Genomic DNA, 13,120 nt, shown 5'->3' on the forward strand with positions numbered 1-13,120 from the left:
GCCATGCTGCGCAAGATCACGCTGGCCGGCCTCGTTGCCGGCGCCGCGCTGGGCTCCGCCCTGATGGCGGCTCCGGCCCAGGCCGACGACCAGCAGTTCAACCAGAACCTGCAGGTCCTGCCGGTTCAGGTGTGCAACGCCAACGTCGGCGTCCTCGGTGCTGCGGTGCCGATCCTGTCGCCGCAGACCACGGGCGACTGCACCAACGGCCCCGTCGGCACCAACGTCGACTAGGGCCGGCCGAACGGCCGCCCTGCACGACCGCCGGCGCCGTCCGCGGCCCGGTGCATGACGGATCGGGCGGAGGGTGCCGCGCTTCCGCCGGAGCGCGGTCCCGGACCGCCGGGGAGGCCCCCAGCGCAGTACGCGCTGGGGGCCTCCCCCGTTTCTGCTCCCGGCCTCTGCACCCTGTGCGGCGCCTGCGCCGCGCGGCGCAGGCGCGGTGCCGCGTCGGATCAGGAGCCGCCGGGAAGGAACCGGGGCAGGCCGCTCCGCGGCCGCCGGGGAGACGAGGGGAGGCGCCGTGCATCCGATGCCGTCCGCGCCGGGGTACCGCAGGGTTCTGTCGGCCGCGGGGGCGGCCGCGGCACTGGCCTCGGGCGCCGCGTGCGCGCCGGGCAGCGGGGCTCCCGGCGCAGGGGAGCCGGAGCCGCCGCCGGCGTGGAGCCCGTCCGCGCAGCCGACCGCGTCCCCGGTGCCGGAGTCGCCGACGGCGGCCCCGGAGGGGGAGGGCCCGTTCGTCTACAACATGCACGGCGAACCGCCGCCGCAGCCCGACGTGGAGCCCGAGCAGCTCACCGCGTCGGAATTCACCGCGTTCACCGGGCTCTCCTGGTCGGAGTGGAACGCCGAGCACGCGGTCGGCGAAGGCGAGGTGACCGGCACCTGGTGCCTGCCTTCGTGTACGGAGGATCCATACCGGGTCACCGTCGAGCTGACCGACCCCACGCCGGTGGACGGCGCCGACTACTTCGCCGCGTTCCGCCTCCTGGAAGCGGACGCGGTCCCGGCGGAGCACCGGGAGGCGTTCCACGAGACCGACTCGGGGGACCTCGCCCTGCCCTGAGCCGACCGGCCGCCGCAGAGTTGTGGAAAAGGACGAACGGAAACTCCGGAGCGTGAGACCGTGCAGGTCGGGACGGTGATTTCGGCCCTGCTCAGGACCGGGGGACCGGGGAAGGCGGCCCCGGCGGGGGCCGGAGGTCTTTAGTCTGCACAAGTGTGGGTGACGCACACATGGACGACGCAGGCGACGACCGGGCCGCACACCGGCAGGGCCGGGCCGCCCTGCTCCGCCTTGCCCGATGGTTCGACGGCGCCGACACCGAGACCGCCGCGGCACTGCACGCCGCCGCCTTCGCCGACCGCCCGGCGCGCTTCCTCGGCGGCGCTCCCGACGACACCGCGCCAGCGGCCGCGAGCTGGTGGAACTCGCCGCCCGCGCCGGTCGGCCCGGCCGCCGGCACCGGAGGGCAGCCCGCCGCCCCCCAGCCCGTGCCCGACCACGCCCCCCAGCGCGGCCGCCTCCGCGCGGCAGCGGAGGCGCGCGCCCACTGGCGCCGCACCGCCGCCGGCGAAGTCCTCACCGCACTCGCCGACGGCGCCGGGACCCCCGGGGAGGCCGCAACCGTCGTACTCTCCCGCCCGGCACTGGAGGTCCTGATGGAGCTGCTCACCGCCGCCCTCGGCTCCGGCGCGCCCACCGAGCGCCCGGCGTCAGCCGGCGACCTCGAACTGGGCGTCCTCCTCGAAGCCGCTCCCGCGCCCGGAGCGCAGCTCACCCTCTCCTCGCCGGACGGCGCCCTCGAACTGTCCGACCTGCGGCTGCGCGCCGCCGACCACGCCATCGAGGAGCGCACGCCGTGATCGACGACCTCGCCCTGGTCGGGGAGCGGCGGGCGGCCGCGCGCCGCCTGCTCGCCCAGCCCGTGCTGACCGCCCGCGCCGATCCCGAGGCGTTCGCCGCGGTGCGCGCGCACTCCGACTGGCTGGCCCAGCGGTTCCGCCGCGTGCTCGGCTACACGCTGACCGTCGGCGCCGACCACGCCCGGCTCGCCAAGGCCGGCCCGGTGGCGGGCACCGCGCCGCCGCTGCGCGACAGCGGCGCCCCGTTCAGCCCCCGCTGCTACACCTATCTGGCCCTGGCCCTCGCCGTGGCGGTCGAAGCCGGCAGCGAACTCCGCCTCGACCGGTTCGCCGCCGAGGTCGCCGGCGCCGCAGCGGAAGCCGGGATCGATGCCGATCCCGCCGACCGCTCCGCTGAGCGCCGCGCCTTCGCTGCGGCACTGCGCCACCTGGTGCGCCGCGGTGTCCTCGACGAGCGGGACGGCTCCCTCGCCGAATTCGCCGCCGGCGGGGACCCCGCCGCCGTGCTGATCGGGGTCGACCGCGGCCTCGCCCGCCTCGCGCTCGCTCACCCGCCGCACGCCGCATCCGGTCCGGCGGGCTACCTGGGCTCGGCCGGCGCCGGGCCGGCGGATTCCGGCGGCCCGGGCGGCGACGACGCGGCCGGCGAGCTCGCTCTGCGTCGGATGCTCGCCGAGCGGGCCGTCGTCTACCGGGAGGAGCTGCCGCCGCACCAGCGCGGCCGCCTCGCCCGCCACCAGTGGAAGGCCGCCGCGGAACTCGCCGACCTGCTCGGCACCGAACCGGAGGTGCGCGCCGAAGGGGTGGCGCTGGTCCACGCCGACCCCGCGGCCGACGGCATCGTGCTCCCCGCGGCCGGCCCCGCCGCGGCGCTGGCGCTGGCCGTCCTGCGCGACCTGTGCACCCGGGTCCGCCCCGCCACCACCCCGGCCCACGAGGCACCGGTCCCGGCCGCGGACCTGGACGGTGCGCTGGCTGCGGCCGCCCGGCTGCGCCCGCAGTGGGACCGCGGCACCGCCGAACACGTTCCCGACGACGCCGAGACCGGCCGCCGCGCGGTGGCGCTGCTGTGCGCCGCCGACCTGCTGCGCGCCCCGGATGAGGAGGGCGGCCCGTGGTTCCTGCGCGCGGCCGCAGCCCGCTACGCGCTGCCCGCACGCGGCGGGCGCGGCGCCGGCGAACCCGCCGAGGCCGCGCACGAGGAGCCGGCCGGCGCCGGCAGCGGGGCGGCGCGATGACGAAGGGCCGCACCCGAGCCCCGGGCCCGGCCCGGCGCACTCGCCGCATCCGGGACAATGGCCAGATCGTCCCGTTCCGGCCCGCGCGGGCGATGCCAGCGGCACCGAACAGCGAGGAGGGCGGGCGATGAGCGACGCGACGACCGGGCAGTCCCTCCCCGAAGAGCCGGAGACCGCGCCCATCCCGGTGGTGGGCGGAGCCCTTCCGGCCGAGGACGCCGGCCGGCACGCGCCGGACGCGGCCGGAGGCGCACCGTCCAACGGCGCCGCTGCACCGCACAGCGCCCCGACCGCCGACCGCAGCGCCCCCGGCGACGTCCTCGCGGGTCCGCCGCTCACTCCGCGCGGCAGCCTGCTCCGCCCGGCGCAGGCCCCCGGTCCGGCGGCGGTGCCGCAGGACAGTGCGAGCGGCGGTGCCGGCAGCCCTCCCGCGGGCGGCCCGCGCCCGGCAGCGGAGCCCGGTACCGGGAACGGTCAGTACACCGCGGCGCAGTCGCCGCACGACGCCTTCGGGCCGCGCCAGGCGCCGCGGACGCCGACCGGACCCCAGCCGGCCGCGGATGCTTCCGCCGGCGGATCGGACACCGGCGCGCGGGAGGCGTTCGGCGGCCCCGGCAGCGCAGCCGCTGCCCCCTCGCCGGAGTCCGGATCGGCTGCCCCGCCCCGCCCCGGCAGCCAGGACGCGCCGGGCAGCGGTGCGGCGGGGGCCGTGCCGGATTCCGCCGCTCAGCCCGCGGCGGAGACGATCCGCGGCACCGAGGCAGAGCAGGAACCCGGCTCCGGCGGCGCACCGGCCGCCGAGACGGCCGACGCCGCTGACGCGCCGCGGCGCAACCGGCACCGGCTGCACCGGGCCGGAATCCACAACGTGTGGCAGTACGACGACCAGGTCTTCCGGTTCGCCGACGGCCGACTGCTGCTGCGCGGCCGCAACGGCGCCGGCAAGTCCAAGGCCCTCGAAGTCCTGCTGCCGTTCCTCCTCGACGGCGATGCCCGCCGGCTCGACACCACCGGCACCGGCCGCACCGGCTTCCGCTGGCTCATGGCCGACGGCATGGCGTCCGCGGAGACCGCTGCCGAACCCGGCACCGGCACCGGCCGTGCGCCCGAGGACCCGGCTACCGGCGCGGAAGCCGCGGAGAGCGCCGGCGAGGAGCCGGGCGGCGACGACGGCCCCGAAGCCGACACCGCACGGGCCCGCCTGGGCTACCTCTGGGTGGAGTTCGCCAAGGACGGCGGCGACGACCCCGTCACCCTCGGCGCGGCGATCAGCGCCGCCGACCCCGCCGGCGGCGCAGAGCCGCGGTGCGCCTTCTTCCTCACCCGCCGCCGGATCGGCGACGGCCTCGACCTGCTGCCCGGCGGCCGGCCGCTGCCGGTGGAGCGGCTCCGCGCCGAGGTCGGCCCGGAGAACTGCTTCGACAGCGCCGCCGCCTACCGGGCCCGGGTCATGCGCGACCTGTTCGGTCTGGACGACCCGCAGCGCTACCGCAACCTCATCCACCTCCTCTACCGGCTGCGCCGCCCCACCATCGGCGACCGGCTGGAGGCCGGCGAGCTGGTCAGCGTGCTCGCCGAAGCGCTGCCGCCGATGGACGAAGCCGTCCTCGACCAGGTCGCCCGCAACGTCGCCGACCTCGAAGAGGCGCGGGACCGGCTGACCGCCCTGCGCACCGCGCGCGGCGCCGTCGGCGGCTTCCTCGGCGACTACCGCGGCTACCTGCACCGCGTCATCGCCGCCCGGGCCGCCGCCGCGCGCGACCGGCTCGGCGCGCACGCCCGCCGCGACGCCGAGGCGCAGCGCCTCGCCGCCGAGCTCGACGCCCTCGTCACCGCCGAGGCGGCGGCCCAGGAGGAGCGCGACCGCGCCCGCCGCACCCGGGACACCGCCGGCGCCGACGCCGCCACCCTGGAAGCCGCCGGCGGCGCCCCCGCCGCGGCCACCGACCACGAGCTGCAGGCCCGGCACGCCGCCGTCACCGCCTACATCCGTGCCGCCGAAGCCTCCTGGACCGCCGCCGGCTACGCGCTCTCCGCCGAGGAGCGCGGCAAGGAGGCGCTCGCCGACTCGATCGCCACCGCCCAAGCGGCAGTCGCCGACCTGGCCGGCCTGCTCGGTGAGGCCGAGGAGGCCGCCCGCGCCGGCGGGCTGGAGGCCGCCGGCGCGGGCGACGTGCCCCGCCCGGTGCAGACGGTGCTCGCGCCGAGGGAGAGCGTCACCCACGTCGACTTCGAAGGACTCGAGCGCGCCGTCGAGCGCGCCCCAGTGCCCGGCCTCGACGAAGAGGACCTCCGCACCGGGCTGTCCGCGCTGCACCGCCGCCTCGCCGCCGACGACGAGGCCGGTGCCGAGCGCGCCGTCCGCGTCGCCCTGCTCCGCGGCGCCGCCGCCGACCTCGCCGCCGCCGAGCGCCGGTCCGAGCTGCTCCGCGGCGAGGAGGAGGCCGCCGACGCCGTGCTGGAGCGCGCCCGCGAGCGGGAGCGCGCCGCGGTCGGCACCGTCCGGGAGCGCAGCGGCGGCTACGCCGAGCAGGTGCGCGCCTGGGTGGCCGACGTCCGCGCCGCCCACCCCGGCATCGGGCTGAACGCCGAAGCCGCCGCCGTCGAAGCCCTCGTCGACCTGCCGCTCGACGACGCCCTGCGGGTGCTCGACACGGCGACCGGCGACCGCGTGGCCGAGGCGGCCCGTGCCATGGTCGACCCGGTGCTGCGCGAGGAGCGCAGCCGCCGCGACACCGCCGTCGGCGAAGAGCGCGAACTCGTCACCGAACTGGACGAGCTCTCCGACCGCAAGGGCGCCGAAGCCGCCCGCACCGCTCCGGCCCCGCCGCCCTGGGCCACCGCCGAGCGGGACCCCTCCGCCGGCGCGCCGCTGTACCTGCTGGTCGACTTCGCGAGCGGCCTCACCGCCGGCGAGCGGGCCGGACTGGAAGGCGCGCTGGAAGCCTCCGGCCTGCTCAACGCATGGGTCAGCGCCGATGGAACGGCCCGTTCCGACACCGGCGACGTCATCGCCCAGCCCGGCCGCGCCGCAGACGGGCGCAACCTCGCCGACGTCCTCACCGCCGACCACGCGGCCGACGCCCTCGACGGCGGCCCCGCCGGCGAGCCGAGCGCCCCGGTCGGCCGGGACCGCGTCGAGGCGCTGCTCGCCGCCGTCGCCCTGCTGCCGCCGGAAGGCGCCCGGGACGCTGAACCGCGGCACCGCCGGCGGCGGGACGGCGAGGCGGCCGCGCCCGCCTGCGCGGTCGCGCTGGACGGCCGCTGGCGCCTGGGCCCGCTCTGCGGCGCGCACCGCAAGGCCGCCGCCGAGCACATCGGCGCGGCCGCGCGCAAGGGCGCCCGGGACCGCTTCCTCGCCAACGTCGACCGCCGCATCGACATCGCTGATGCGCTGCTCGCCGAAGCCGGCGAGCGCCGCGCCGAGGCCGAGCGCGGGCAGGAGCGGGCGATGGAGCTGGCCCGCACGCTGCCGTCACCGGTCCCGCTTGCTGCTGCCTGGGCCGCCCTGGACGAGGCCCGCAGCGGACTGGCCGCGGCCACCGGGGAGCACCGCCGCGCCCGGGACGCCGCCGAGGCTGCCCGCACCGCGGCGCGGTCGCTGCGCACCGCCCTGGACGAGGAGGCCCGCGCCGCGCAGCTGCCGGTGGATGCCGCGGCGCTGGACGCCACCGCCGCCGCCCTGGACCGGTTCCGGGTGCGCGCCGCGGCGGCCTTCGCCGACCTGCAGGCGCTGGCGGCGGACTTGGCCGCCCTCCGCCGCGACACCGAGCACTGGCGGCGCACCCGCGCCGACCGGGTCGCCGCCGAGGACGCCCGCACCGCCGCGATCGGCGACATGATCACCGTCCGCCGCGACATCGAGCTGACCGACCGCGCCCGCGCCGCCGATCCGGAGCGCATCGCCGGTGCCGCCGGCGAGGTGCGGGAGCGGATGGCGGAGGCCGCCGACCGCCTGCCCGAACTGGAGCGCACCGCCCGGCAGGCGCGCGACGAGCGGATCGCCGCGGAGTCGCGGCTCGGCACGGCCGTCACCGAGCGCGCCGAAGAGGCCCGCCGCGCGGTGGAGGCCGGCAGTGCGCTGTGCGCCGCGCTCACGCTGCCCGACGGCACGCCCGACGCCGACCTGCTCGCTGCAGCCGGCCTGGACGGCTGCGCCGGACTCGTCGCCGCGGCCGCCGCCGACGTGCCCGAGGCAGCCGCTGCCGATACCGGTGCCGAAGCGGACTCCGAAGACGCTGCCGAGGCTGCCGGCACCGGGAGCGGGGACGCTCAGGACGCCCCCGCCCCGGGCGAGGAGCCCGAGCAGGCGGAACCCGGCCCCGAAGGCGGTGCCGCCTCCGCCGCGGACGCGGCGGCGCTGGCCGACGGATCCGCCGCCCGGATCGCCGCACTCGAAGCCCTCACCACTGCGCTCGAGGACGCCATCGGCGCCGCGGACGCCGCGGAAGAGGCGCCTGCGGCGGAATCGGCCGGCGGCACCGCGGACGCTGCCGAGGAAGGGGAGGCCGGGCAGGCCCGGCAGCAGGGTTCGCAGACCGAAGCCGGAAGCGGAACCCCGGAGGGCGGCCCCGCGGCGGCAGCGGAGGGCGCCGCGCTGGCGGAGGCCGCCGGCGCGGCGGAGGCCGCCCCGCCGCCCGCCGCGCAGCCCGGCCCGGACGGGGGGACCGGCACCGGGGCCGCGGCCGGAGGCGCAGCCGGGTCCGCAGCCGGCGGCGGTGACGGCGACGGGGTCCTCGACGACTCCGGCGTGCTGCGCCGCGGCGACGCGCTGCACCGTGCGCTCGTGGGCTCCGTGGCCGCTCGCGCAGAGCTGAGCGAGCGGGCCGGCGTCAAGCGGGTCACCGTGCACGACGCGGCCGGTGCGCACGACATCACCGACTACGCCGCGCGGCTCGACACGGCCGCGGCCGCAGCCGAGGAGTCGGCGCTGCTGCGCGAGGAGGAAGCCTATGAGCGGCACCTCCTCGGCGACCTCGCCGGCCACCTCTCCCGGCAGATCGACGAGGCGAGCACCCTAGTGGCCAGCATGAACGGCGTCCTGGCCGAGGTCACCACCTCGCAGGGGCTCGGCGTGCGCATCGACTGGGACCTGGCGCCCGACGCCGACGAGGACATCCGGTCCGTCGTGCCGCTGCTCGCCCGCCCGCCGGAGCAGCGCACCCGGCTGGAGACCACCCGGCTGCGCGACGCGCTCCGGCGCTGCATCGAGTCGATCCGCCGCCTCGACCCCACCGCGACCGGCGGGGCCCAGCTCCGCGCAGCGCTGGACTACCGGTCCTGGTTCGCGTTCACCGTGCACGTGACCGACGCCGCGCACCCCGACCGGCCGCGCCGCCTCAGCCACCGCACCGGCCTCAGCCAGGGCGAGCAGCGCGTCGTCGCCTACCTCGTGCTGTTCGCGGCGGCTGCGGCGCAGTTCGACGCGCTCGGCGAGCGCGCACCGGAGGCGCCGCGGCTCATCCTGCTGGACGACGCGTTCGCCAAGGTCGACGAGCCCACCCACGGCCGGCTGCTCGGCCTGCTCGTCGAGCTCGACCTCGACTTCGTGCTCACCTCGGAGCGCGTGTGGGGCTGCTTCTCCGTGGTGCCCGGGCTGCACATCTACGAATGCCTGCGCGATCCGGCCGTCCCCGGCATCGCCACCCTCCACTTCAGCTGGGACGGTGCCCGGCGCCGCCTGCTCGGCGTCTGATCCGCCGGTGGCGTCTGCACCCGCGGCAGGACGCAGCACCCCGGCACCGCAGCACAGGGCGGCCGGGCGGTGCCGGGCGGCAGGTGCCGGCGGCCAGACCGCCCGCGGCGGCAGGTTCCCCGGGGCGCACCTAGTGGATTCGTCCTCGGCTGTCCTACTCTGCAAGCGCCCGAATACGCCCGAGCGGCCGCCGCGGGTGACCGAGCGCAGAGAGAAGCGAGTGTGGTGGAGACGGTGACGACGGGCGATGCGATCGCCGATGAGCAGGACGGCGGCGACGGTTCCGGCGCGGCGTGGACCGCGCGGACCGTTCTGGAGGCCCTCGCCCGGTCCCCCCTCGACGACGCCGCGCGCCACTGGGTGGTCGCCGCCCTGTACGGGGACTCCGCGCTGGATGCGCTGAGCAGCGGCGGCACCGCGCCCGACCCCGGCCCGCTGCTCGCCGCCTCCGGCGAGGACGCACCACTGCCCGCGAGCGCCGGCCGCCACGGGCCCGAAGCCGGTGCCGCGGCCGCCCGCCAGGGCTACCTCTCCCGGATCGACGTCCAGGGCTTCCGCGGCATCGGCCGCCCAGCGGCGCTCACCCTGCGCCCCGCGGCCGGGCTCACCGTCGTCGTCGGCCGCAACGGTTCCGGCAAGTCGAGCTTCGCCGAGGCCGCCGAGGCCGCGCTCACCGGCCGCAACGCCCGCTGGGACGCCCTGCAGGCCGGCTGGCGGGACGGCTGGCGCAACCTGCACTACGCCGACCACACCGAAGTCAGCGTCGACGTGCACTTCACCGGCGACCCCGCACCGACCCGCATCACCCGCACCTGGGAGGGGGCCAGCGTCCGCTCCGCGCGCGGCCGCGTCGTCGCCCCGGACGGGTCCACCGGGCCGCTCCGCCGCCTCGGCTGGGGCCACGACCTGGACCGGTTCCGCCCGTTCCTCTCCTACGACGAACTCGGCCGCGCAGTGAACGGGCGCGCCGCCGAGCTGTACGACACCCTGACCGCGCTGCTCGGCCTCACCGGCATCACCGAGACCGAGCGCGCCCTGGCCAAGGCCTGCGCCCGCCTGGCCCGCATGCGCGACCGGCCCCGCGGCGACCTCGACCACCTCAGCGGGCTGCTGCGCGAGTCCTCCGATCCGCGCGCCGCGGCAGCCCTCGACCTGCTCGGGGCGCACGACATCGCGCTGGACCGGCTCGCGGCGATCGCCGCCGACGACCGCCCGGCCGACCCGGAGGCCGACCGCATCCTGCGCCGGCTGCGCCGCCTCGCGGTGCCCGAGCGCGCTCTCATCACCGACGTCGTCAACGAGCTGCGCGGCGCCGCCATGGAGATCGCCATGGCCGCGGGAACCAAGGCCGACCGCGCCCGCGGCGTCATCGCCCTGCTCAACCAGGCGCTGGAGCACCACGAGCGGCACCCCGGCGAGGCCGACTGCCCGGCCTGCGGCACCGCCGGCGCCCTCGGCGGCGACTGGGTGCGCCGGGCGCGCGCCGAGGTCGCCCGCCTCGACCCGCAGGCCCAGTCCGCCGCAACCGCCTACCAGCGCGCCGACGCAGCCCGCGACCAGGCGCGGTTCCTGATGGCGCCGCGCCCGTCCTGGCTGCCGGATGACAGCGACCTCGGCCGCATCTGGGAGGAGTGGGCCGCTGGCGCGGCGATCGAGGACCTCGGCGCGCTGGCCGACCACATCGAGGCCGAGGGCCGCCGGCTCCGCTCCGCTGCCCTGGCCGCGCGCAAGGAGGCTGCGCGCCGGCTGGACGCGCCGGACGACGGCTGGACCGGCCCCGCCGAGGCGCTCGCCGCCTGGGTGGAGGACGCCCGGGCCGCGATCACCGCGCGCGGCCGGCTCGCTGTCGCCGAACAGGCCCTGGAGTGGTTCTCCGGCCTCGCCCGCTCCTTGCGCGAGGAGCGGCTGCGCCCGCTCGCCCGGCAGACCGAGCACGTCTGGCACCGGCTCCGCCAGGAGCGCCACATCGACCTGGAGTCGCTCCGGCTGGCCGGGCGCGGTGCGCGCCGCCGGGTCGAGGTCGACGTCGCGGTGGACGGGGCCGACGCCGAGCAGAACGCGCCGGGGCTGCTCAGCCAGGGCGAGTTCCAGGCGCTCGCGCTGTCGATCTGCCTGCCGCGCACGCTCGCGGCGGGCAACCCGTTCGGCTTCCTGGTGCTGGACGACCCGGTCCAGTCCATGGACACCGAGACCGTGGAGGGCCTGGCCGGGGTGCTGGCAGAAGTGGGCGCGCACCGGCAGATCGTCGTGTTCACCCACGACACCCGGCTGCCCGAAGCGCTCTACCGGCTCGGCCTCCCGGCCGACGTGCGCGGCATCGAGCGGGACGCCGCCTCCAACGTGCGGGTGGCCGACCCCTCGGCGTGAGCGATCCGGAACGCCGCACAACGGAGGCACCGGGGTTCCGCCGAAAGCGGTGGCAGACGGCGCGGGTTCTGTCGAAAGCAGTGGCAGACAAGCGCGGGTTTCCGGGGGTGCGGGGGGTCGTCACCCCGCCCGAAGGCACCGGTGCGGGGGGTCGTCGCCCCGCCCGGAGGCGCCGGTGCGGGGGTCGTCACCCTCCCCGCAGGTGCTGATCCGCATTCGATTTGGCAGAGCACCCCTGGGGACCTGTATAGTCGTCAACGACGCGAAGGGCGGTCCCCACGGGGAAAGCCCGGAAGCTCGCCCCTTTAGCTCAGTCGGCAGAGCGTCTCCATGGTAAGGAGAAGGTCTACGGTTCGATTCCGTAAAGGGGCTCCACCGCTCGGCGGGGCGTCTGCCCCGCGGGCGGGTGTCCCCGGGGTTCCGCTCCGGCGACCGTCGCGGCGGAGTAGCTCAGTCGGTAGAGCAAGCGGCTCATAATCGCTGTGTCGTCGGTTCAAGTCCGGCCTCCGCTACCACCTGCGCGGCCCCTGCCCTGAATCCGACAGGGGTTGCAGCGGGTCTTTTTCCGTGTTCGTTACCAGCAGAAAGGCACTCCGACGTGGCTGCCACTGACGTGAGGCCGAAGATCACCCTGGCCTGCCAGGAGTGCAAGCACCGCAACTACATCACGCGCAAGAACCGTCGGAACAACCCCGACCGTCTTTCGCTGCAGAAGTTCTGCCCGAACTGCCGCAAGCACAACGAGCACCGCGAGACCCGCTGAGCATTCGCGGGCGCGCTCCCTACGGGCGCAGCGCCGGAGCTGAGTGCCGCAGTTCAGCACCGAAGTCGGCCCAGTGAGCCCTGCTCACTGGGCCGTCGCTGTTTCCGGGCCCGCTCCGCCCCGCACGGGCGCGCAGCGCAGGAGAGAGGAGAAGGGCGCAGCATGCCGATCAACCGGGACCTGCTCGGGCGGGAGTACCCCGCACCCGAGCCCTACGAGGTGACCCGCGGCAAGATCCGGGAGTTCGCCGAGGCCATCGGCGACCCCAACCCGGTCTACACCGACCCGGCCGCGGCGGCCGAAGCCGGGCACCCCGACGTGGTGGCGCCGCCCACGTTCCCCATCATCCTCAGCATGGCCGGGGCGGGGCAGGCCGTCACCGACCCCGAACTCGGGCTGGACTTCTCCATGGTGGTCCACGGTGAGCAGCGGTTCCGGTACAGCCGGCCGGTGTACGCCGGGGACCGCGTTACCTCCCTCACCCGGATCAGCGAGGTGAAGAGCCTCGCCGGCAACGAACTGGTGACCCTGGAGAGCGACATCGCCGACGAGACCGGCGCGCACGTGGTGACCGCGGTCAACATGCTCGTCGTGCGCGGAGCGGCCGACGGCGCCGCAGAAGGGAGCACCGCATGAGCACCGGCACACTGCGCCGCTACGACGACGTCGAGGCCGGCGCCGACATCGGCGAGGCCGTCTACCCCGTCCGCCGCGTCGACCTGGTCCGCTACGCCGGCGCCTCCGGCGACTTCAACCCGATCCACTGGAACGACCGCACCGCCAAGCAGGTCGGCCTGCCCGGCGTCATCGCGCACGGCATGCTCACCATGGCCGAAGCGGTCCGCTTGGTCACCGACTGGGCCGGCGACCCCGCCGCGGTCGTCGAGTACGGAACCCGGTTCTCCGCCCCCGTCGTGGTGCCCGACGACGACACCGGCGCCGAGGTCACGGTCTCGGGAACGGTCAAGGAGAAGCGGGACGACCGGATGGTCCTGATCGCCCTCACCGTCCGGTCCGGCGGCACCCGCGTCCTCGCCCGCCCGACGGTCCTCGTCCGCCTGGCCTGAGCGCCGCCAGCCGGCGCATCGGTCCCCGGAGGCACCGGCCGCGCTGGCGCGTCCGCCGCCTTGGGGCGGCCCGCCGCCGCGCCCGCGACCGGAAGCGGGGCGGGTGCGGTGCGCGCGGAGCGCC

9 protein-coding genes and 2 tRNA genes are annotated in these 13,120 nt (G+C 77.3%); all 11 read left to right on the forward strand.

Translation table 11 applies throughout. The features are described from left to right. The first annotated feature begins 3 nt into the window (after positions 1–3). Entirely contained in the window at positions 4–234 is a 231-nt protein-coding gene (locus ACYVGT_RS25665) for a hypothetical protein (protein WP_460862980.1), read from the forward strand. A gap of 460 nt (positions 235–694) precedes the next feature. Beyond that, a complete protein-coding gene (locus ACYVGT_RS25670; RefSeq protein ID WP_460862981.1) occupies positions 695–1,066 on the forward strand; it encodes a hypothetical protein in 372 nt (123 codons plus the stop codon). Positions 1,067–1,221: 155 nt separating this feature from the next. Further along, positions 1,222–1,866: a DUF2397 family protein gene (locus ACYVGT_RS25675; RefSeq protein WP_460862982.1), complete on the forward strand. Its 645-nt coding sequence runs from the start codon at positions 1,222–1,224 to the stop codon at positions 1,864–1,866. Next, the gene (locus ACYVGT_RS25680; protein WP_460862983.1) at positions 1,863–3,104 is read left to right on the forward strand and encodes a DUF2398 family protein; all 1,242 of its coding nucleotides are present in this window, start codon (positions 1,863–1,865) and stop codon (positions 3,102–3,104) included. Before ACYVGT_RS25675 ends, ACYVGT_RS25680 begins: the two co-directional genes overlap by 4 nt. Before the next feature lie 127 nt (positions 3,105–3,231). Then, positions 3,232–8,799 carry an SbcC/MukB-like Walker B domain-containing protein gene (locus tag ACYVGT_RS25685; protein ID WP_460862984.1) on the forward strand — a complete coding sequence of 1,856 codons (5,568 nt, stop codon included), beginning with the start codon at positions 3,232–3,234 and terminating at the stop codon, positions 8,797–8,799. A gap of 225 nt (positions 8,800–9,024) precedes the next feature. Next, positions 9,025–11,166, forward strand: coding sequence for an AAA family ATPase (locus ACYVGT_RS25690; RefSeq protein WP_460862988.1), 2,142 nt, complete (start codon positions 9,025–9,027; stop codon positions 11,164–11,166). Positions 11,167–11,465: 299 nt separating this feature from the next. Continuing rightward, positions 11,466–11,541: transfer RNA gene (locus ACYVGT_RS25695), tRNA-Thr, on the forward strand. Between the two features lie 64 nt (positions 11,542–11,605). Next, a tRNA-Met gene (locus tag ACYVGT_RS25700) sits at positions 11,606–11,681 on the forward strand. A gap of 83 nt (positions 11,682–11,764) precedes the next feature. Beyond that, positions 11,765–11,929 carry a 50S ribosomal protein L33 gene (gene rpmG, locus ACYVGT_RS25705; protein ID WP_460862985.1) on the forward strand — a complete coding sequence of 55 codons (165 nt, stop codon included), beginning with the start codon at positions 11,765–11,767 and terminating at the stop codon, positions 11,927–11,929. A gap of 162 nt (positions 11,930–12,091) precedes the next feature. Beyond that, positions 12,092–12,565: a MaoC family dehydratase N-terminal domain-containing protein gene (locus tag ACYVGT_RS25710; protein ID WP_460862986.1), complete on the forward strand. Its 474-nt coding sequence runs from the start codon at positions 12,092–12,094 to the stop codon at positions 12,563–12,565. Beyond that, positions 12,562–12,996, forward strand: coding sequence for a MaoC family dehydratase (locus ACYVGT_RS25715; protein ID WP_460862987.1), 435 nt, complete (start codon positions 12,562–12,564; stop codon positions 12,994–12,996). The genes ACYVGT_RS25710 and ACYVGT_RS25715 overlap by 4 nt, the downstream gene beginning before the upstream one ends. Positions 12,997–13,120 lie beyond the last annotated feature (124 nt).

It is taken from the genome of Nocardiopsis coralliicola (assembly GCF_054779695.1).